This is a genomic window from Cupriavidus sp. 96C5-1, assembly GCF_057798855.1.
In genome coordinates this window covers 101,465-122,278 of sequence record NZ_JBYOJU010000001.1, presented here as the reverse complement: position 1 = coordinate 122,278, position 20,814 = coordinate 101,465, and the positions used below count along the sequence as shown (strand labels likewise).

Genomic DNA, 20,814 nt, shown 5'->3' with positions numbered 1-20,814 from the left:
CCAATGGTGTTGTCCGGCCTGCGTGCTTATGAAGAAACGCCCACCTGCGACGGCAGGATCTGCCGCACCGCTTCCGGCCAGCCGGCACCCGCATCGCCCTGCGTCACCCACTGCTTCATCGCCTCGATGTCCGGCGCGAGGTAGCGGTCCCCTTCCACAAAGGCCACGCGTGCGCGGATGCGCGCCAGTTCGCTTTCGATCAGCGGCGAGGACTGCAACGGCCGGTGGAACTCGATGCCCTGCGCCGCGGCCATGGCTTCGATGCCGACCACCACCGCGGTGTTCTCCGCCATATCGCCCAGGCGGCGCGCGCCATAGGTCGCCATCGACACATGGTCCTCCTGGTTGGCCGAGGTGGGCAAGCTGTCCACGCTGGCGGGGTGCGCCAGCGATTTGTTCTCGGAGGCCAGTGCCGCGGCGGTGACCTGCGCAATCATGAAGCCGGAGTTGAGGCCACCGTCGCGCACCAGGAACGGCGGCAGGCCGGACAGGCCGGTATCGAGCATCAGCGCCAGGCGGCGCTCGGAAATGGCGCCGATCTCGGCAATGGCCAGCGCGATGATGTCGGCGGCGAAGGCCACCGGCTCGGCGTGGAAGTTGCCGCCCGAGATCACGTCGCCTGCTTCGGGGAATACCAGCGGATTGTCCGACGCGGCGTTGGCCTCGATCTGCAGCACGCGCGCGGCGTGCTGCAGGTTGTCCAGGCAGGCGCCCATCACCTGCGGCTGGCAGCGGATGGAGTACGGGTCCTGCACATGGCCGCAGGTCTTGTGCGAATCGACGATGGCGCTGCCGTCCAGCAGCGCGCGCACCGCGCCGGCCACGGCGATCTGCCCGGCCTGGCCGCGCGCGGCGTGGATGCGGGCGTCGAAGGGCTTGACCGAGCCCTTGATGGCCTCCAGCGACAGCGCGCCCGCCACCAGCCCGGCGGCGAACACGTCTTCGGCGGCAAACAGGCCGGCCAGCGCCAGCGCGGTGGAGACCTGGGTGCCGTTGAGCAGCGCCAGCCCTTCCTTGGGGCCCAGCGTGAACGGCTCCAGCCCGGCGTGGGCCAGGCCCTCCACAGCCGGACGGCGCACGCCGCCGATCATCACCTCGCCCACGCCGATCAGCGTGCACGACATATGCGCCAGCGGCGCCAGGTCGCCCGAGGCGCCCACCGAGCCCTTGGCCGGGATGCAGGGCGTGACGCCGTGGTTGGCCAGCGCCAGCAGCGCCTCGATGATCTCCGGACGGATGCCCGAATGGCCGCGCGCCAGGCTCACCGCCTTGATCGCCAGGATCAGCCGCACGGTGTCGGCGGCCAGGTCGGCGCCGGTGCCCACGCTGTGCGACAGCACCAGGTTGCGCTGCAGCTCGGCCAGCTTGTCGTGCGGGATGCGGGTCTGCGCCAGCTTGCCGAAACCGGTGTTGATGCCGTAGACCACCGCGTCGGCGTCGATGATGTCCTGCACGGTGGCCTGGGACGCGCGCACGCCGGCCCAGGCGGATGCATCCATGGCCAGGCGCACTTCGCCGCGATGGATGCGGCGCAGGTCGGCCAGCGTGACGGCGCCCGGCTGCAACGTCAGCAGCGGCCGGGAGGCTTGAGTGGTTTGGTTTGCGCTCATTTGTATGTCCCTGTCTATACAGCCAGATTTGTAATTGGCCCTGGTTTCTGAAAACACGGCGGACGGCTGGGTCAGCCGAAGGCCGGATTGCCGTCGGCGCGGAATCGGCTGCCGAGGCGATAACGGTTGCCTGGATGCAGGCAACGCACGAAGGTAACGGGGGTGCCGCTGGTCCAGGTGCGGCGGGTCAGCAGCAGGCAAGGCTGGCCGGCCGGCATTTCCAGCCGGGTGGCCTGCTCCGGGGTGGCGGAGATGGCGTCGACCACGTGCTCGATCTGGTCGTAAGGCACATGGCGCAGCAGGTATTCGCCCGGCTTCATGCCATCGGCCGCGGCGAAATCCTGGTTGATGAAGTCCGGCGCCGCGCGCGGATTCACATAGCGGTCTTCGAGTTGCACCGGCACGCCGTCCTCGCGATGCACGCACACCGAATGGAACACCGATTCGCCGGTGTGCAGGTCGAGCGCGGCGGCCACCTCGATGGAGGCCGCCACGCGTTCCACGACGATGACGTCGCAGGCGTAGTCATGCCCGCGCATGCGGATCTCGTCCTGCAGGTTGACCACGTTGAGCAGCGTCGATTGCGGCTTGTGCTCGGCCACGAACGTGCCCACGCCGGCCACGCGCACCACCCTGCCCTGCTCGGCGAGTTCGCGCAGCGCGCGGTTCACCGTCATGCGCGACACGCCAAAGCGGGTCACCAGTTCCTGCTCGGACGGCACGCGGTCGCCCGGCTGCCACGCGCGGCTCTGGATATGGCGCGCGATGTATTCCTTGACCTGCTGGTAGAGCGCGGCGGGAGCGGCATCGGGAACACCCCGGCGGTTGGCGGTGGCGGCTTTCATGGCTCAGTGCTCGGCCGAGGCCATGGCCTCGGCGCGGATTTCCTCGGTCAGCAGCGCCTTGAGTTCGGAGAACGCCGGCGAGGTCTTGATAGTGTAGTGGCGCGGATGCGGAAAGCCGACGTCGATGGTGCGCTTGATGCGGCCCGGCCGCGCCGAGAACACGGCGACGCGGTTGGCCATGAAGATGGCTTCGTCGATATCGTGCGTGACGAACAGCACCGTCTTGCGCGACGCCTCCCAGATGCCCAGCAGCAGTTCCTGCATCAGCACGCGGGTCTGGTTGTCGAGCGCGCCGAAGGGCTCGTCGAGCAGCAGGATCTTGGGATCGTTGGCCAGCGCGCGGGCAATGGCGGTGCGCTGCTGCATGCCGCCCGAGAGCTGCTTGGGATAGTGATGCTCGAAGCCGCGCAGGCCCACGCGCTGGATGAAAAAGTCGCTGCGTTCGCGCTGGTCGGCCTCGCTCATGCCGCGCTCGCGCAGGCCGAAGCGCACGTTCTGCTCGATGGTCAGCCACGGAAACAGCGTGTACGACTGGAACACCATGCCGCGGTCCGCGCCGGGGCCGGTGACAGGCTGGCCGTCGAGCAGCACGCGCCCGGTGGTGGGCGTGTCCAGCCCCGCGACGATGCGCAGCAGCGTGGACTTGCCGCAGCCGGAGGGGCCGAGGATGGTGACGAAGTCGTTGTCCGCCACCTCGAAATCGGTCGGCTGCAGGGCCACGGTCTGGCCGCCGCGCGGGTTGACGAAGGTACGCGAGACCTGCTGGATGGACAGCGCGCTCATTTGATCGAACTCCACGGGAACAGGCGCTGGTTGGCCAGCTTGAAAGCCAGGTCGGAAACCAGGCCGATACAGCCGATCACGATGATGCCGAAGATGATCTGCCCGGTATTGAGCAGCGCCTGGCTGTCGGTGATCATGTGGCCGATGCCGGAGGACGAGCCGATCAGCTCGGCCACGATGACGTAGGTCCAGGCCCAGCCCAGCACCAGGCGCAGGATCTCGGCGATCTCGGGCGCGGCACCCGGGATCAGCACGCGCCGCACGATGCCGCTGCTGGAGGCGCCCAGCGTGTAGGCCGCCTCCACCAGGTCGCGGCGCGCGGCGCCCACCGTCACCGCCACCATCAGCACGATCTGGAAGAAGGAGCCGATGAAGATCACCAGCACCTTCTGTGCCTCGCCGATGCCGGCCCACAGGATCAGGAGCGGAATGAAGGCCGAGGCCGGCAGGTAGCGGCAGAACGAGACAAAGGGTTCGAAGAAGGCTTCGGCCGCCTTGTAGGCGCCCATGAAGATGCCCAGCGGCACCGCCAGCGCGGCGGCCAGCACGAAGCCGCCCAGCACGCGCCACACCGTCATGCCGATATCGCCGGCGAAGTTGTACTCGGTGAACAGCAGCACGCCCTCATGGGCCATGGTCATCGGGTCGGCCAGGAAGGTGCGCGGCACCATGCCGCCCAGGGTCACCGCCGCCCACACACCGAAGAACAGCACGAAGAACAACAGACCCAGCACCCAGCGCGCGCGCTGGGATACCGGCGCCAACGGCGCCAGCCAGGGATGCCGGCGGGCCGGCGCGGCGGCGGCCCTGGGCGCCGCCGTCTTGGCCGCCGGCGTGGCGGCGGGCGAACCGATGCGAACCTGCGTCATGGCGCCGCCCTCTTTACTTGATGAAGCGCGCGTCGTACAGGGCCGTGACGTCCGGCACCTGGCGGATCACGCCGATATCCAGCAGCACCTGCGCCGCTTCCTTGCTGAAGCTGGCCAGCTCGCCGCCGAAGAACTTGCGGTTGGCCTCGCGGTCCTGCCAGCGCAGGTAGGCGGACGACTTGGCGAACTGCTCGCCGCTCTGCTTGACCGCCGCGCCCATGATGTCGTTGGCCTTGGCCGGGTCCTGCCTGATCATGTCGAGCGCTTCGAAGTAGCTGTCGACCAGCGCCTGCGCGGCCTTGGGATTGTCCTTGAGCCACTTGGGCGCGCAGCCCAGGGTGTCCATCACCATCGGGTAGTCCAGCGTGGTGGCCAGGATCCTGCCCTTGTCCGGGTTCTGGCGCACCGACGACAGGTACGGCTCATAGGTCATGGCGGCGTCGTTCTGGCCCGAGACGAAAGCCTGCGCGGCCGCCTGCGGCGACAGCGTGGTGGTCTTGACATCCTTCAGGGTCATGCCGTTCTTCCTGAGCATCCAGGCCAGGCCGAAGTAAGGCGCGGTGCCGGGCGCATCGACGCCGATGGTCTTGCCCTTGAGGTCGGCGAAGCCCTTGACGTCGCCGCGCACGGCCAGGCCGTCGGCACCGTAGGATTTGTCGAGCTGCACGATCTGGGTGATGGGCACGCCGTTGGCGTTCCACGCCACGTGGGTCTCGACCGTGGTGGCCGCGCACTGGATGGCGCCGGCGGCGAGCGCCAGGTGGCGGTCCTTCTGCGGAATCATCTTGATGTCGACGTCGACCCCGTGCTTCTTGAAGATGCCCGCCTTGTCGGCCAGCGTCAGCGGCGCGAAGCCGGTCCAGCCGCTCATGCCCAGCGTGACCTGGGTGGTCTGGGCCTGCGCGGTGCCGGCGGCACCGGTGGTGACAGCGGCAACGGCGGCAAACACGGCTAGCGAGAGACCGCTACGGATACGAAATCCCATCTTCCTGGCTCCTTTGGTGTGATGCGAACGAGGGCCGCGCCAGCATCGGCAACGGCCGGACCGCCCGGCTCGGGCGGCGCCGTACTTGCGGCGCCGGTCATTTGCCAGGCAATTTAGCAACCCTGTATATACAAGTCAATGCAGTAGTTAACCCGAGGCGAGAGGCGAAACCGGCGTTAGCGGCACCCAGGATCCGGCATGCCGCGCATCGGCCACAAACCAAGGGAATACACCGGGTTACGCCGCCAGGCCGGACGCCGCGCCTTGCCCTCTGCCGGGGCGTCCGCACTGGAAACGGCCCGGTTCGCGCACCAGAGCGGTGTCGTGTTGCCGGCGGGACATCACTTGCTGTCTATACAGGATCGGGCGGCGACATCTACGCAAACGGCGTGCCACGAGGACGCCGCACAAGGAGCATCCCGCCAGACGGAATGCAGGCGCCGGGCGCAAGGCGTCAAGCGTCGAAGAAGGACACCACCGTGGGATAGCGCAGCCGCAGGCGCAGCTCGCGTTTGAGACGGGCGTTTTCCAGCCGCCGGGATTCGCTCATGAAGCTGAGCAGGGTGGGCTCCACCGCCTCGCGCAACTGCGCGCGGGCCAGGCGCGGCGGGCGCGGCAGGCCACGGCGGTCGGCCACCAGGTCGAAATAGTCGGCCATGCGCATTTCCGAATCGTCGCTGGCATGCACCACCCGCTGGGCCCGGCCGCGGAAGAGCGCGGCCACCATGGTGCGGGCCAGGTCGTGCGCGTGGATGTGGTTGGTATAGACATCGTCCTGGGATGCCAGCGCCGGCGTGCCTTTGGCCAGGCGCGCCAGCGGCAGCCGGTCTTCGGCGTAGATGCCGGGGATGCGCACGATCGAGGCGCGCCAGCCGGCATCGCGGCCAAAACGGCGCACGGCGCCTTCGGCCGCCACGCGGCGCCGTGCGCGCGCGGTTTGCGGGCGCACCGGGTGCGATTCGGCCAGCCGGGCGCCGCCGCGGTCGCCATACACGCCGGAGGTGCTGGCATAGACGAAGGCCGGCCGCCCGGCGCCTCGCGCGGACCCGCTGCCGCCTCGCTCGGGTAGAATGGCGGGCTTGGCAGACCAGCCGGCAGCACGCGCGGGAGACCGCCGCCAGGCACCGCGCCGCAAGGCGCGCAGCAGCGCCAGCGTGCGTGGATCGCCCTCGCCTCGGGCGGGTGGCGGCGCCAGGTGGAGCACCCTGCCGGCCAGGCCGGCCAGGCGCGCCAGCGTGGCGGGCCGGTCCAGGTCGGCTACCAGCGGCACGGCGCCGTTGTCCCGTAGCGCAGCGCGGCGGGACGGCTGCGAAGTGACGGCAAAGACGCGCCAGCGCGTCGACAGAATACGCAGGCAACGCGTGCCGATGTCCCCGCAGCCGACGATGAGAAGGCGCGGGCGACCCAGGCGGCGTCGCGACAGATTTTTGCTCATAGAGTGATTATGGCTTATCAAGTTACCGTCATGCCCAGTGGCCGCACGTTCGAAGCGGCCGCGGACGAATCCATCCTCAGCGCGGCCCTGCGCCACAGCATCGGCCTGCCCTACGGCTGCAAGAACGGCGCGTGCGGGTCCTGCAAGGGCCGCGTCACCGCCGGCGACATCGTCCAGGGCGATCATGCCGCTTCCGCGCTTTCCGCGCAGGAAGAGACCGAGGGCCGCGCGCTGTTCTGCTGCGCCAGGGCCGCCTCGGACATCACCATCGAATGCCGCGAGGTGCAAGGCGCCGGCGACATTCCCATCAAGAAGATCCCGTGCCGGGTCGCCTCGATGGAACGCGTGGCCGGCGACGTCATCGTCGCCCGCCTGCAACTGCCCGCCACCGAGCGCATGCAGTACCTGGCCGGCCAGTATGTGGAATTCCTGCTGCGCGACGGCAAGCGCCGCAGCTACTCGATCGCCACGCCGCCGCACCAGGAAGGCCCGATCGAGCTGCACTTCCGCCATATGCCGGGGGGCACCTTCACCGATTACGTGTTCGGCGCCAAGGACGGCCAGCCGGTCATGAAGGAGCGTGACATCCTGCGCTTCGAAGGCCCGCTGGGCAGCTTCTTCCTGCGCGAGGATTCCGACAAGCCCATCATCCTGCTGGCTTCCGGCACCGGCTTCGCGCCGATCAAGGCCATCGTCGAGCACGCCGCCTACACTGGCATCACGCGCCCGATGACGCTCTACTGGGGCGGTCGCCGCCCGGCCGACCTCTATATGCATGCGCTGTGCGAGCAGTGGTCGCGCGAGCTGCCCAATTTCCGCTATGTGCCGGTGATCTCCGACGCGCAGCCCGCCGACGACTGGGACGGCCGCACCGGCTTTGTCCACGAGGCCGTGATGGAAGACCACCCGGACCTGGCCGGCTTCGAGGTCTACGCCTGCGGCGCGCCGGTGATGGTCAACGCGGCGCGCAAGGACTTCTCCCTGCGCTGCGACCTGCACGAGGACGCCTTCTTTGCCGACTCGTTCACCTCGGAAGCCGACCTGCACCCGGCCGGCTCGGTGCCGCCGGCGCCGGCGGCCTGAGCGCCGCCCGGTCCGTTCCCTAGCTGCAACAATGCCCGGCTCGCGCAAAATTCGTTTTGACAGCCGGGCGCATGCGCCTTATATTGGCCGCCATGAACTACGCTATCAATCGACGCAGCTACCGTACGTTGCTCCCCACCGGGGTGCCTCGCGGCTGACCGTCCATAGCATCTGTTCAGGTCGACAAGCCACGGGCAATCCCCGTGGCTTTTTGTTTTTCCGCTCTCCTCTCCCCTGTTTCACGCCGACCCCTGGAGTCCGCCATGGCATTTGCTGAGTACCCTGTCCAATCCCTGATGTACATCACCAACCGGCCCGAGCTCGTCTTTACCGAAGGCAAGGGCTCGTGGCTGACGGACCACAATGGCAAGCGATACCTGGACTTCGTGCAAGGCTGGGCGGTCAACTGCCTGGGGCACTCCAACCAGGGCATGATCGACGCGCTGGTGGCGCAGTCGCAAAAACTGTTCAACCCGAGCCCGGCGTTCTACAACGAACCGATGCTCAAGCTGGCCAAGCAGCTCACCGACACCAGCTGCTTCGACAAGGTTTTCTTCGCCAACAGCGGCGCCGAGGCCAACGAAGGCGCGATCAAGCTGGCGCGCAAATGGGGCCGCAAGCACAAGCACGGCGCGTTCGAGATCATCACCATGGACCACAGCTTCCACGGCCGCACGCTCGCCACCATGAGCGCGTCGGGCAAGGCCGGCTGGGACACCATCTTCGCGCCGCAGGTGCCGGGCTTCCCCAAGGCCGACCTGAACGACCTGGCCTCGGTGGAAAAGCTGATCACCGACAAGACCGTGGCCATCATGCTGGAGCCGGTGCAGGGCGAAGGCGGCGTGATCCCCGCCTCGCGCGAGTTCATGCAGGGCCTGCGCAAGCTGGCCGACCAGCACAAGCTGCTGTTGATCGTCGATGAAGTGCAGACCGGCTGCGGACGCTGCGGCACGATGTTCGCCTACCAGCTGTCCGGCGTGGAGCCGGACATCATGACGCTGGGCAAGGGCATCGGCGGCGGCGTGCCGCTGGCGGCCCTGATGTGCAAGGCCGAAGTGGCCAGCTTCGAAGCCGGCGACCAGGGCGGCACCTACAACGGCAACCCGGTGATGACGGCAGTCGGCAGCGCCGTGATCTCCCAGCTGACCGCGCCCGGCTTCCTGCCGAGCGTGGTGGAGAAAGGCGCCTACCTGCGCGAGCAGCTGCTGGCGCTGTCGTCCGAGTTCGGCCTGGGCGGCGAACGCGGCGAAGGCCTGCTGCGCGCGCTGGTGCTGAACAAGGACATCGGCCCGCAACTGGTGGAAGAAGCGCGCGACATGCAGCCGGAAGGCCTGCTGCTGAACTCGCCGCGGGCCAACCTGCTGCGCTTCATGCCGGCGCTGAACGTCACCATCGGGGAAATCGACCAGATGATCGGCATGCTGCGCACGCTGCTGAAGAAGCTGGCCTGATAGCATCCTGGTCCTGTTGACGAAAAAAAGCCCGGTGCATTTGCACCGGGCTTTTTTTTCCGGGCCATCGGTCTGCTCCCTCTCCCGCTTGCGGGAGAGGGAGCGACAGCCGTCGTCATGGCAGATGGTCTTGGCCGATCCGGCGGCCTCGGCCGGCGTTTCGGCGATCTTGCCCAGGCGATCTCACTCGCCCAGGTAAGCCGCCCTCACCTTCGGATCGTCCAGCATCTGCTTGGCGTCGCCGCTCATGGTGACGAGGCCCGACTCCATCACATAGCCGCGGTGCGCGGCCTGCAGCGCCAGCCGCGCGTTCTGCTCCACCAGCAGCACGGTCACGCCCATCGCGGAAACGTCGCGCACCACCTCGAAGATCTTCGCGACCATGATCGGTGACAGGCCCATCGACGGCTCGTCCAGCAGCAGCAGCTTGGGCTGGCTCATCAGCGCGCGCGCCATGGCCAGCATCTGCTGTTCGCCGCCCGACATGGTGCCCGCCAACTGGTTGGCGCGCTCCTTCAGGCGCGGGAAGATGCCGAACATGCGGTCGATGTCCGACTTGATGCCGGCCTCGTCGGTGCGCGTGTAGGCACCCATCTGCAGGTTCTCGGTGATGGTCATGCGCGCGAACACGCCGCGCCCTTCCGGCACCATCGCCAGGCCCTGCTTGAGCAGCGTGTAGCTGGGCACACCCTTGATGGATTTGCCCATGTACTCCACGTCGCCGCCGGCCCAGCCCTGCAGGCCGGTAATGGCCTTCATGGTGGTGGTCTTGCCGGCGCCGTTGGCGCCGATCAGCGTCACCAGTTCGCCGTCCTTGATCTCGAGGTCGACGCCCTTGACCGCCTGGATGCCGCCGTAGGCGACCTTCAGGCCGGAAATCTTCAGTACTGTGTCTTTCATGGTCTCTTTCCCCCGTCAGTGCGCCGGGGTACCGAGGTAAGCCTCGATCACCGCTGGGTTGCTCTGGACTTCATGCGGCAGGCCTTGCGCGATGACCTTGCCGTAATCGAGCACGGTCAGGCGGTTGCACAGGCCCATCACCAGCTTCACGTCGTGCTCGATCAGCAGGATGGTCTTGCCGTCGCTGCGGATCTTGTCGAGCAGGCCGCGCAACTCCACCTTCTCGGTGGCGTTCATGCCGGCGGCGGGTTCATCCAGCGCCAGCAGCTTGGGCTCAGTGGCGAGCGCCCGTGCGATTTCCAGGCGGCGCTGGTGGCCGTAGGAAAGATTGCGCGAGGTGAAATGGGCATACTTGGCGATGCCCACGTACTCGAGCAGGTCGTGCGCCCAGTCTTCCACCGACTCTTCCTCGCGCCGCACCGAGCGCGGACGGAATACCGCCCCGAGCAGGCCCGCCTTGGTGCGAACATGGCGCCCCACCATCACGTTTTCCAACGCGGTCATGTCGCCGAACAGGCGGATGTTCTGGAAGGTCCGGGCAATACCGGCCTTGGCCACCTCGTGCACGGCGGTCGGCCGGTAGGGCGTGCCACCAAGCACGAACTCGCCGGAGTCCGGCGTGTACAGGCCGGTGATCACGTTGAAGAACGTGGTCTTGCCGGCCCCGTTGGGACCGATCAGGCCGTAGATCTCGCCCGGCTTGATCTGCAGGCCCACCTCCGACAATGCCTGCAGGCCGCCGAATCGCTTGTTGACCCCCTGTACCGACAGGAGGATGTTCTCGTTGCTCATAGTGTCCTCCTGGTCAGAAACGGCCAACGCTGCCCGGGCGGCGCACCACCGGCCGGTCTTCCTTGCGCGGCGACGGCCACAGGCCCGCCGGGCGATACAGCATCACGCCAACCAGCGCCAGGCCGAACAGCAACTGGCGCAGCACTTCGGCGTCGACGATGGTGTGGCCGAAGAGCATGTTCTGCGCCGGCTCCGCCACCGCGCGCAGCAGTTCCTGGAAGCCGACCAGCAGGATCCCGCCCAGGATCACGCCCGGGATATGGCCCATGCCGCCCAGCACCACGATGGCCAGGATATAGATGGACTCCCACAGCACGAACGATTCAGGCGAGACGAAACCCTGGAAGGCGCCGAACACCGCGCCCGACGCCCCCCCGAACGAGGCGCCCATGGCGAACGCCAGCAGCTTGATGTTGCGGGTATTGATGCCCATCGCCTTGGCGGCGATCTCATCTTCGCGGATGGCCACGAAGGCGCGTCCGATCCGCGAGTTCTGCAGCCGCAGGCAGATGAACACAATGGCCATCACCAGCACCACCAGCAGGTAGTAGTACATGAACACCGGCGTGAACTTCAGGCCGAAGATCTCGTGCGACTTGGAGAAATCGAAGCCGAAGATGTGGACCGGGTCCACCGCGGTAATCCCCTTCGGGCCATTGGTGATGTTGAGCGGGCGGTCGAGGTTGTTCAGGAAGATGCGGATGATCTCGCCGAAGCCCAGCGTCACGATGGCGAGGTAGTCGCCGCGCAGCTTGAGCGTTGGCGCGCCGAGCAGCACGCCGAAGGTTGCCGCCACCATCACCGCCAGCGGTAGCACGAACCACATGGAGACGTGCAGGCCATGCGGAAAGAGCTGGTGGATCCACTCGAACTGGTTAGCCAGGTGAGGCGAACCCAGCAAGGCCATCATGTAGGCGCCGACGGCATAGAAGGCGATGTAGCCCAGGTCGAGCAGGCCGGCGAAGCCCACCACGATGTTCAGGCCAAGCGCCAGCATGATGTAGATCAGCGCAAAGTCGAGCACGCGCACCCAGTAGTTGCCGCCCAGCGTCTGCACGAGGAACGGCGCGCACAGGGCGATCACCAGGAAGCCGAGCAGCGCGGCCATGGTCTTGGCCGGCGTTTTGGTCACCGGCGCTGTCTGCGCCGTGGATGGAATCGGGGTATTCATGGATTCTCTCCTTGGGCTTAGGCGCGTTCGGAAACCCGCTCGCCCATGATGCCGGACGGACGGAAGACGAGGACGATGATCAGCACGATGAAGGCGAACACGTCCTGATAGTTGGAGCCGAACACCCCACCGGTGAGGTCACCGATATAGCCGGCTCCCAGCGCTTCGATCAGGCCCAGCAGCATGCCGCCGACCATGGCGCCGGCGAGATTGCCGATGCCGCCCAGCACTGCGGCGGTGAACGCCTTCAGGCCAGGGATGAAGCCCATGTAGAAGTGGGCATTGCCGTAGTTGGTGGCCATCATCACGCCGGCCAGCGCAGCCAGCGTGGCGCCGATCATGAAGGTGGCGGAGATCACGAAGTTCGGGTTCACGCCCATCAGGCCCGCCACCTTCTGGTTCTCGGCGGTGGCGCGCATGGCGCGGCCGAGCTTGGTGCGGTTGACCAGGAGCAGCAGGCCCGACATCACCATCAGCGCCATGCCGATGATGACGATTTCCTTGCCCGTGATGGTCGCGCCGGTCGAGCCGATATCGATCGGGCTGGACGGCAGCAGTTGCGGGAAGGTCAGCGGGTTGCGCGACCAGATCATCATGGCAAGTGTCTGCAGGATGATGGAAACGCCGATGGCGGTAATCAGCGGGGCCAGCCGGGGCGCGTTGCGCAACGGCCGGTATGCCACCCGCTCGATGGTGTAGGCCAGCACGGCGCAGACCGGCATGGCGATCAGGGTCGCGATCACCAGCGTGAGCCACTCGGGCAACCCGGGGAAAAATTTCTGCAACCCAAGAATGGCTGACAGGGCGGTCAGGGCGCCGATCATCAGCACGTCGCCGTGGGCGAAGTTGATGATCCCGAGAATGCCGTAGACCATGGTGTAGCCAAGTGCGATCAGCGCATAGATGCTGCCGAGCACCAGACCGTTCACGATCTGCTGGATAAGGATATCCATGAAAACTCCTTGCTTCCGTCCGAACCTCCATAGTGTGGATGCCGGTCGGACGGTGATATATGAGTGGTTTGGTAGTGTGGTCGTTTGCTGGTAAGCGGCCCGCCTACTCCACCCTTGGTAAGGATGCCGTACGTATGGCAAGGCTAAAAAAACGGCACCGCAAGGTACTCACGGTGCCGTTCGGATGGGCCGGTAAGCCCGGTTTACATCTTCACGACGTCAAGTACGGTCTTCTTCTTGTCCTTGTATTCGTAAAGGGTGATGGTGCCTTCCTTCATGTCGCCCTTCTCGTCGAAGGCGATGTTGCCGATCAGGCCCTTGTAGTTCGTCTTGGGCATCTCGGCCAGGATCGCAGCGGCATCGGTCGAGTTGGCGCGTTTCATGGCGTCGACGATGACCATCACGGCGTCATAGGTAAACGGTGCGTAGATCTGCACCGGCGTATTGAAGCGAGCCTGGTAGCGCTTGTCGAAATCCGCGCCCTGCTCCATCTTCGACAGGGCCAGACCGGCCTCCGAGCAGATGATGTTGGACACGGCGTCGCCAGCCAGTTCGGCCACCTTGTCGGTACACACGCCGTCGCCGCCCACGATCTTGGCGGGGATGCCCAGCTCCTTGGCCTGCTTGGCGAACGGACCGCCAGTGGCATCCATGCCGCCGTACATGATCACGTCGGGTTTCTTGCCCTTGATCTTGGTCAGGATGGCCTTGAAGTCGGTGGCCTTGTCGTTGGTGGCTTCGCGGGCCACCACGTTCACGCCGGACGCCTTGGCGGTCTTCTCGAACTCGTCGGCCAGGCCCTTGCCGTAGGCGGTGGCATCGTCGACGATGGCCACGGTCTTGGCATGCAGGCTCTTGGACGCGTAGTTGGCCAGTGCCGGACCCTGCTGGGCATCGGTAGCCACCACGCGGAAGGTGGTCTTGAAACCCTGCTTGGTGTAGTCGGGATTGGTCGACGACGGCGAGATCTGCACGATGCCCGCATCGCTGTAGATCTTGGAGGCCGGGATCGATACGCCTGAGTTCAGGTGGCCAACCACGGCCACGACCTTCTCGTCCACCAGCTTCTGCGCCACGGCGGTGCCCGTCTTCGGGTCGCCTGCGTCGTCTTCGCCGACCAGCTCGAGCTTGATCTTCTTGCCGCCGATCTCCAGGCCGGTCTTGTTGACTTCTTCCACGGCCAGGCGGGCGCCGTTTTCGTTGTCCTTGCCAAGGTGGGCGATACCGCCGGTGAGCGGTGCCGCATGGCCAATCTTGACTACGACTTCACCGCCGCCTGCCGGGGCCATGGCCGCGGCAGGAGCCGACGCTGCCGTTTCGGCCGGCTTTTCTTCCTTCTTGCCGCAAGCAGTAACCAGCGCCACTGCAGCCGCGATCGGCAGAATCTTGGCAAACGTGATTTGCATGAGTGATCTCCTAGGATTCACATGATCAGGGTAAACCAACGCCCCCCGGACGTTTCCCTGAACCGCCATTGTTTAGTTTCAATTTGAAACGCGCGAATTGTATTCCCTTTTTATACGGATGCAATACGCGACGCAACAACCTGAAGGATTAACCCGCCAAATGAGCTAGGGAATTTCCCCAATGCCGACATTGGGGCAATTCCCGTCTATAAGGCGGGGAGCTGTTGATACTAACAAGAATCGTGCCTACCTCACACCACAGGCCGCCTTTGCAGCGTTTTCGTCACTCCCGGCGGGCCCGTATTAAATAGGTGTTTCATTTAATATGAACCGCCGCATTCAAATAGAGCACACACACCCGCCAGCACCATAATAGGGAAATCCCCAATTATAGGGATTTCCCTAAATTGTATTGTCTTGCAGATAGGCATACGGACTTCAGCACCGGCGCTGTGCATTATCAGGCGATATATCGATGCGATAAATTGGTGCCACCGAAAGGAAATAAGAGTTTACGCGGCACAATGGAATGCACCAAGATTGGGCAATGCATTTCCGGTCCCCACGCAAGGGTGGATCGGCGAAACGCAGCGGCGGCACGACAGAAAGGGAGCGGATTAGCACCCGGCGCGAGCACTTGGCCAGGAGGCGAAGCTGTGTGCCGGGGATCGGCGTTGGCACACAACGCGGCCACGGAAGCCGGCGGGAGGGATGCCGCTCAGGGGAAAGGAAGGAAGGACGGGGGCGGGCGAACACCGCCGGCATGCCGGCGCCCCTCCCAGGGGCCGCCCGGCATGCCGTCGGGGAATCAGGCGGAGGTCACCTGCTGCAGGCCGCGCGGCAGCGGGAACGACATTTTTTCCTCGATGCCATCCAGCGCCCGCACGTTGCGTGCACCCAGGAGATGCAGGCGCTCGACAATGGACTGGGCCAGCGCTTCCGGTGCGGACGCACCCGCGGTCAGGCCGATACGGCGCTTGCCGGCAATCCATTCCGGACGCAACTGCTCGGGGGCGTCGACCATATAGGCCGGCACGCCCAGCCGCTCCGCGAGTTCTCGCAGGCGATTGGAGTTCGAGCTGTTCGGGCTGCCCACCACGATCACCACCTCCACCTGGGGCGCCATGAACTTCACGGCATCCTGGCGGTTCTGCGTGGCGTAGCAGATGTCCTGCTTCTTGGGCTCGCGGATCAGCGGGAATTGCGCCTTGAGCGCCTGCACGATCTCGAGCGTCTCGTCGACGGAGAGCGTGGTCTGGGTCACGAACGCCAGACGCGCGGGATCGCTCACCCGCAGCCTGGCCACATCGGCGACGGACTCGACCAGCAGGATGCCGCCTTCGGCCTGACCCATCGTGCCCTCGACCTCGGGGTGCCCCTTGTGGCCGATCATGATGATCTCGCATCCCTCGGCACGCATCTTCCCGACTTCCACGTGCACCTTGGTCACGAGCGGGCAAGTCGCGTCGAAGACATTAAGGCCACGCGCGGTGGCATCGGCACGCACCTCCTTGGAGACGCCATGCGCGCTGAAGATCACGGTGGAGCCCGGCGGCACTTCTTCGAGTTCGTCCACGAAGACTGCGCCCTTGCGCCGCAGGTCGGCCACCACATAGGCATTGTGGACAATCTCGTGGCGCACGTAGATAGGCGCCCCAAAGCGTTCAAGGGCGCGCTCGACGATCTCGATGGCGCGATCCACGCCGGCGCAGAAGCCGCGCGGCTGCGCCATCAGGATCTCGGCATCGGGGGCAGTGGTGGGTTCAGACATGCAAGGATTCGATTCAAGGGTGCCGGCGACTGGCCGGGCGGTGGTCTGCTCAGAGAATGCCGATCAGTTGGACATCGAACAGGATGGTCTGTCCGGCCAGCGGGTGGTTGAAATCGAACAGCGCCGAAGTCGCGCCGATCTCCTTGAGCACTCCTGCATACTTACCGCCGCCTGGCGCGTTGAACTCGACCAGGTCGCCCGGGGCGTAGTCCTCTTCGAAAGAGCTGTTCTCGCGCAGCGTCGCCAGCGAAACCCGTTGCAGCAACTCGGGGTTGCGCGGGCCGAAGGCGTGCTCCGGCGCCAGCCGGTAGGTCATGCGCTCGCCCTCGGGCATGCCCAGCAGCGCCTGCTCCAGGGTGGGCGCGAACTGGCCCTGCCCCAGCAGCAGCGTAGCGGGCTTTTCTTCGAACGTGCTGACGATCTCAGTGCCGTTCTCGAGGGAAATGCTGTAGTGCAGGGTCAGGAACGAGTCCGCCAGTACGGTCTTGCGACCGTCCGCGGCGCCGTCCTTCGGGCCTGACGCAAAAGTTTGCAAATTCATGGATGCTCAACCTGTCAACAACCCGTATTGTAAGCGACTCGACCGCGCGCCGCCTTGTCCGCGGTCCCATTGTTCGGGGGGGATCGTGTCATGCGCATTACCGACTGGCCCAGCAACGAGCGGCCGCGCGAAAAGTTGCTGCTGGGCGGCGCCGCCGCGCTCTCGGATGCCGAACTGCTCGCCGTGTTCCTGCGCGTGGGCATGGCCGGAAAAAGTGCGGTTGATCTCGCACGCGAACTACTGAACGACTTTGGCACCCTCAGCGCCCTCTTTTCCGCCAGCCAGGAGCAAGTGGCCCGCGTCAAGGGCATGGGCGCCGCCAAGTACGCCCATTTCCAGGCGGCGCAGGAACTCACGCGGCGGGCGCTGGCCGAGCGGCTGTCGTTGCCCGACGGGCTCGATTCGCCCACCGCTGTGCGCGACTACCTGCGCCTGACGCTGGCACAGCGTCAGCATGAAGTCTTCCTGTGCCTGTTCCTCGATGCGCGCAACCGGCTGCTGGCCAGCGAGGAACTGTTCCGTGGTACCCTGACGCAAACCAGCGTATACCCTCGCGAAGTGGCGCGACAGGCACTGTTTCATAATGCCGCCGGCGTGATCGTCGCACACAACCACCCGTCGGGACACGCCGCACCCAGTGCGGCCGATCTCGCCATGACGCGCGCGCTGGCGCGTTCCCTGGCCTTGATCGACGTCCAGGTGCTGGATCACTTCATCGTGGCGGGCAGCCATGTCCACTCCTTTGCGGAACATGGCCAGCTATGAAGCCAGGTGTGGCGCGAACGGCACGGATGGGCCGCACCTGCACGGCAAAGTGCGGAAGGCATTGATTTGCCGACGCTTTCCGGTCTATAATGCTCGTTTTGCTGAAGTCTTAACCGCTGCAGTCCGGGCCAGCGCGCCTTTTGTTGATCTGTTGCGAACATTGTCCACGAATAGAAGATTTAGGAGTGCTTCATGGCACGCGTCTGTCAAGTGACCGGGAAAGCGCCGATGGTCGGCAACAACGTTTCCCACGCAAACAACAAGACCAAGCGCCGTTTTCTGCCCAACCTGCAGAATCGTCGTTTCTTTGTTGAATCGGAAAACCGCTGGGTGAGCCTGCGCGTCTCGAACGCCGGCCTGCGCCTGATCGACAAGAAAGGCATCGACTCCGTGCTCGCAGACCTGCGCGCACGCGGCGAAGTCTAATTAGGAGCACATCATGGCCAGCAAGGGCGGACGCGATAAAATCAAGTTGGAGTCGACTGCAGGTACGGGTCACTTCTACACGACCACCAAGAACAAGCGCACGATGCCGGAAAAGATGGAGATCATGAAGTTCGATCCCGTCGTCCGCAAGCATGTGTCGTACAAGGAAACCAAGATCAAGTAATTGATCCTGTCTTCCGCATGCCGATCGCGCGGCATGTCTGTGAAAACCCCGCATCCGCGGGGTTTTTGCTTTTTCCGGGCCGGCTCTGCGCCATCTGTGCGCCACCATATGCACTGAGCGCCGCAAAACGCCGCCGCGTTGCGCACCCGCCTCTCCCCGGCACATGCGCACACCCACGCAGCGGTGCGGTCGGTGTACACTTTCCAGCTTTCCTGCCTCCCGACCGCGCGCCGCGCGCGTCTCTCGCACCATGAACTTCGATGTCGCCATTGTCGGCAGCGGACTGGCCGGTCTGACGGTCGCGCTGCAACTGGCCGACACCCATCGGGTTGTCATCATTTGCAAACGGGCCATGACGCAAGGCGCCAGCGACTGGGCACAGGGCGGCATCGCCGCCGTGCTGGACTCGGGCGACAGTCATGACGAGCACCACCAGGACACCCTGGTGGCGGGCGCGGGTCTGTGCGACGACAGTGCGACACGCTATATCGTCGAGCACGGGCGCGAAGCGATCCAGTGGCTGATCGACCGCGGCGTGCCGTTCACGCGTGACGACCAGGCCGAACTGGGTTACCACCTGACCCGCGAAGGCGGCCACAGCCGCCGGCGCATCATCCATGCCGCCGACGCAACCGGCCATGCCGTCGTGTCCACGCTCACCGAGCAGGCGCGCCAGCATCCCAACATCACCATCATTGAAGACCACTTCGCGGTGGACCTGATCACTTCGCGCAAGCTGGGGTTGCCGGGCAACCGCTGCTATGGGCTGTATGTGCTGAATGACGCCAGCGGCGAAGTGCAGACCATCACCGCCACGCACACGGTGCTGGCCACGGGCGGCGCGGGCAAGGTCTATCTCTACACCACCAACCCCGACACGGCCACCGGCGACGGCATCGCCATGGCCTGGCGTGCGGGCTGCCGGGTGGCGAACATGGAATTCATCCAGTTCCACCCGACATGCCTGTACCACCCCTACGCCAAGTCCTTCCTGATCTCGGAAGCGGTGCGGGGCGAAGGTGGCCTGCTGAAGCTGCCCGACGGTACCCGCTTCATGCCGGAACACGACGCGCGCGCCGAACTGGCCCCGCGCGACGTGGTGGCGCGCGCCATCGACTTCGAAATGAAGAAGCGCGGCCTGGACTATGTGCACCTGGACATCAGCCACCAGCCCGAGTCCTTCCTGCGCGAGCACTTCCCGACCATCCACGCGCGCTGCCTGGAACTCGGCATCGATATCGCGCGCGAACCGATTCCCGTGGTGCCGGCCGCGCACTACACCTGCGGCGGCGTGGTGACCGACACTTTGGGCCGCACCGACCTGGCTAATCTCTACGCCGTGGGCGAGACCGCCTGCACCGGCCTGCACGGCGCCAATCGCCTGGCCTCCAATTCACTGCTCGAATGCATGGTGATCGGGCGCGCGGCGGCCATCGATATCGCCTCGCAGGACAAGGCGGGGCAACCGGATATCGCCCTGCCCGCCTGGGATGAAAGCCGGGTGGCCGATGCCGACGAAGAAGTGGTGGTGTCGCACAACTGGGACGAACTGCGCCGCATGATGTGGAATTACGTCGGCATTGTGCGTACCAGCAAGCGCCTTGAACGCGCACAGCACCGCATCAGCCTGCTGCGCGAAGAGATCGCCGAGTATTACGCCAACTTCCGCGTCACGCGTGACCTGCTGGAGTTGCGCAACCTGGTGGAAGTGGCGTCGTTGATCGTCGATAGCGCGTATTCGCGGCACGAAAGCCGGGGCCTGCACTTCAGCCGTGATTATCCGGAGACGCTGCCCAAGGCGCTGCCGACCGTGATGCAGCCGCTCCTCAAGCGCGAGCGGAGAAAGTAACCAGGGGCATGGGGAGAAGCACCAAGGATATGCTTTTCTCCCCTCTTCCCATCAGGGGAGAGGGTGAGAACGGAGCGCAACGCTCGTCGCGCTAGGCCAGGATGCGCAACGAATAGTCCGTGGCCCGCACATCCTTGGTCAGCGCGCCCACCGAGATCCGGTCCACGCCGGTTTCCGCGAACGTGCGGATGGTGTCGGAGTTGACCCCGCCGGAGACTTCCAGCAAGGCTCGCCCGGCATTGATGCGTACCGCATCGCGCATCATCGCCTCGGTAAAGTTGTCGATCAGGATCGATTTCGCCCCGGCCGCCAGTGCCTCTTCCAGCTCGGCCAGGCTTTCCACTTCAACCTGCACCGACACGCCGGCGTCAAGCGCCGCCGCTGCCTGCATGGCGGCCGTGATGCTGCCTGCCGCGGCGATGTGGTTCTCCTTGATCAGGATGCCGTCGTACAGCGCCAGGCGCTGGTTGTCGCCGCCGCCGATCCTGACCGCGTATTTCTGCGCCAGCCGAAGCCCGGGCAGGGTCTTGCGGGTATCGAGCACGCGCGCGCTGGTACCCTCGACCAGGTCGGCATAGCGCCGCGTAGCGGTGGCCACGCCGGACAGCAGCTGCAGGAAGTTCAGCGAAGGCCGTTCGGCGGTCAGCAGCGAGCGTGCCGGGCCGGTGATCTCGCACACCACCGAGTCCGGCGCCATGCGCGCCCCTTCGGCCTGCTGCCAGCACACCTGCAGCGCGGGATCCACCGCGCGCATGCAGGCCTCGAACCAGGGCTGGCCGCACAGCACCGCCTGCTCGCGCACGATCACGCGCGCCCGCGCCGGCTTGCCGGCGGGTACCAGCAGGCCGGTCAGGTCGCCGCTGCCGACGTCTTCCGCGATGGCCGCACGCACATTGGCTTGCAACGCTTCGGCAAGCGCCGGGCCATAGCTATCGAAAACAGGATTCACGCTTGAAACCACGGCTGAAGTTACGGTTGAAGTCATGTTTGGAGGG

General features: G+C 65.6%; 20 protein-coding genes. 6 read left to right on the top strand and 14 right to left on the bottom strand.

What is annotated here, in order from left to right; genetic code table 11:
* Positions 1 to 26: 26 nt before the first annotated feature.
* From hutH to AC3FOF_RS00540, 6 genes are all read right to left on the bottom strand, one after another.
* Positions 27 to 1,610 carry a histidine ammonia-lyase gene (gene hutH, locus AC3FOF_RS00565; protein ID WP_276267145.1) on the bottom strand — a complete coding sequence of 528 codons (1,584 nt, stop codon included), beginning with the start codon at positions 1,608 to 1,610 and terminating at the stop codon, positions 27 to 29.
* A 71-nt stretch (positions 1,611 to 1,681) separates the two neighbouring features.
* A complete protein-coding gene (gene hutC, locus AC3FOF_RS00560; RefSeq protein ID WP_017224952.1) occupies positions 1,682 to 2,455 on the bottom strand; it encodes a histidine utilization transcriptional repressor HutC in 774 nt (257 codons plus the stop codon).
* 3 nt (positions 2,456 to 2,458) lie between these two features.
* Positions 2,459 to 3,238, bottom strand: a complete 780-nt coding sequence (locus AC3FOF_RS00555; RefSeq protein WP_017224953.1) for an ABC transporter ATP-binding protein — start codon at positions 3,236 to 3,238, stop codon at positions 2,459 to 2,461.
* On the bottom strand, positions 3,235 to 4,107 hold the full coding sequence (locus tag AC3FOF_RS00550) for an ABC transporter permease (RefSeq protein WP_488725504.1): 873 nt from the start codon (positions 4,105 to 4,107) through the stop codon (positions 3,235 to 3,237). The genes AC3FOF_RS00555 and AC3FOF_RS00550 overlap by 4 nt, the downstream gene beginning before the upstream one ends.
* Positions 4,108 to 4,120: 13 nt before the next feature.
* Positions 4,121 to 5,092 (bottom strand): ABC transporter substrate-binding protein, encoded by a 972-nt coding sequence (locus AC3FOF_RS00545; protein ID WP_017225899.1) that lies wholly within the window; start codon positions 5,090 to 5,092, stop codon positions 4,121 to 4,123.
* Between the two features lie 454 nt (positions 5,093 to 5,546).
* Positions 5,547 to 6,527, bottom strand: coding sequence for an NAD-dependent epimerase/dehydratase family protein (locus AC3FOF_RS00540; protein WP_276267143.1), 981 nt, complete (start codon positions 6,525 to 6,527; stop codon positions 5,547 to 5,549).
* A gap of 9 nt (positions 6,528 to 6,536) precedes the next feature.
* On the opposite strand from AC3FOF_RS00540, the gene AC3FOF_RS00535 reads away from it, so the two are divergent.
* A complete protein-coding gene (locus AC3FOF_RS00535) occupies positions 6,537 to 7,610 on the top strand; it encodes a CDP-6-deoxy-delta-3,4-glucoseen reductase (RefSeq protein ID WP_035808627.1) in 1,074 nt (357 codons plus the stop codon).
* A gap of 263 nt (positions 7,611 to 7,873) precedes the next feature.
* A complete protein-coding gene (locus AC3FOF_RS00530) occupies positions 7,874 to 9,061 on the top strand; it encodes an acetylornithine transaminase (RefSeq protein ID WP_488725503.1) in 1,188 nt (395 codons plus the stop codon).
* Positions 9,062 to 9,244: 183 nt separating this feature from the next.
* Here AC3FOF_RS00530 and AC3FOF_RS00525 read toward each other — a convergent pair whose 3' ends face one another.
* The 7 genes from AC3FOF_RS00525 to AC3FOF_RS00495 form a co-directional block, all read right to left on the bottom strand.
* Positions 9,245 to 9,961, bottom strand: coding sequence for an ABC transporter ATP-binding protein (locus tag AC3FOF_RS00525; protein WP_017227106.1), 717 nt, complete (start codon positions 9,959 to 9,961; stop codon positions 9,245 to 9,247).
* 15 nt (positions 9,962 to 9,976) lie between these two features.
* Complete coding sequence (locus tag AC3FOF_RS00520; RefSeq protein WP_017227107.1) at positions 9,977 to 10,753, bottom strand: ABC transporter ATP-binding protein; 777 nt, start codon at positions 10,751 to 10,753, stop codon at positions 9,977 to 9,979.
* A gap of 13 nt (positions 10,754 to 10,766) precedes the next feature.
* Positions 10,767 to 11,924: an ABC transporter permease subunit gene (locus AC3FOF_RS00515; RefSeq protein WP_017227108.1), complete on the bottom strand. Its 1,158-nt coding sequence runs from the start codon at positions 11,922 to 11,924 to the stop codon at positions 10,767 to 10,769.
* Between the two features lie 17 nt (positions 11,925 to 11,941).
* A complete protein-coding gene (locus tag AC3FOF_RS00510; RefSeq protein WP_017227109.1) occupies positions 11,942 to 12,877 on the bottom strand; it encodes a branched-chain amino acid ABC transporter permease in 936 nt (311 codons plus the stop codon).
* A 203-nt stretch (positions 12,878 to 13,080) separates the two neighbouring features.
* On the bottom strand, positions 13,081 to 14,283 hold the full coding sequence (locus AC3FOF_RS00505) for a branched-chain amino acid ABC transporter substrate-binding protein (RefSeq protein ID WP_017227110.1): 1,203 nt from the start codon (positions 14,281 to 14,283) through the stop codon (positions 13,081 to 13,083).
* A gap of 808 nt (positions 14,284 to 15,091) precedes the next feature.
* On the bottom strand, positions 15,092 to 16,054 hold the full coding sequence (gene ispH, locus AC3FOF_RS00500; protein ID WP_017227111.1) for a 4-hydroxy-3-methylbut-2-enyl diphosphate reductase: 963 nt from the start codon (positions 16,052 to 16,054) through the stop codon (positions 15,092 to 15,094).
* A gap of 49 nt (positions 16,055 to 16,103) precedes the next feature.
* Positions 16,104 to 16,595 (bottom strand): FKBP-type peptidyl-prolyl cis-trans isomerase, encoded by a 492-nt coding sequence (locus AC3FOF_RS00495; protein ID WP_017227112.1) that lies wholly within the window; start codon positions 16,593 to 16,595, stop codon positions 16,104 to 16,106.
* A gap of 90 nt (positions 16,596 to 16,685) precedes the next feature.
* Here AC3FOF_RS00495 and radC point away from each other — a divergent pair, with 90 nt between their 5' ends.
* From radC to nadB, 4 genes are all read left to right on the top strand, one after another.
* Complete coding sequence (gene radC, locus AC3FOF_RS00490) at positions 16,686 to 17,360, top strand: RadC family protein (protein WP_017227113.1); 675 nt, start codon at positions 16,686 to 16,688, stop codon at positions 17,358 to 17,360.
* 192 nt (positions 17,361 to 17,552) lie between these two features.
* The gene (gene rpmB, locus AC3FOF_RS00485) at positions 17,553 to 17,786 is read left to right on the top strand and encodes a 50S ribosomal protein L28 (protein ID WP_006575661.1); all 234 of its coding nucleotides are present in this window, start codon (positions 17,553 to 17,555) and stop codon (positions 17,784 to 17,786) included.
* Between the two features lie 13 nt (positions 17,787 to 17,799).
* Positions 17,800 to 17,970: a 50S ribosomal protein L33 gene (gene rpmG / locus AC3FOF_RS00480; RefSeq protein ID WP_017227115.1), complete on the top strand. Its 171-nt coding sequence runs from the start codon at positions 17,800 to 17,802 to the stop codon at positions 17,968 to 17,970.
* Positions 17,971 to 18,220: 250 nt separating this feature from the next.
* Positions 18,221 to 19,819 carry an L-aspartate oxidase gene (gene nadB / locus AC3FOF_RS00475; protein WP_017227116.1) on the top strand — a complete coding sequence of 533 codons (1,599 nt, stop codon included), beginning with the start codon at positions 18,221 to 18,223 and terminating at the stop codon, positions 19,817 to 19,819.
* Between the two features lie 91 nt (positions 19,820 to 19,910).
* On the opposite strand, the gene nadC is transcribed toward nadB, so the two are convergent.
* Positions 19,911 to 20,804 carry a carboxylating nicotinate-nucleotide diphosphorylase gene (nadC, locus tag AC3FOF_RS00470; RefSeq protein ID WP_488725502.1) on the bottom strand — a complete coding sequence of 298 codons (894 nt, stop codon included), beginning with the start codon at positions 20,802 to 20,804 and terminating at the stop codon, positions 19,911 to 19,913.
* Positions 20,805 to 20,814: the final 10 nt, after the last annotated feature.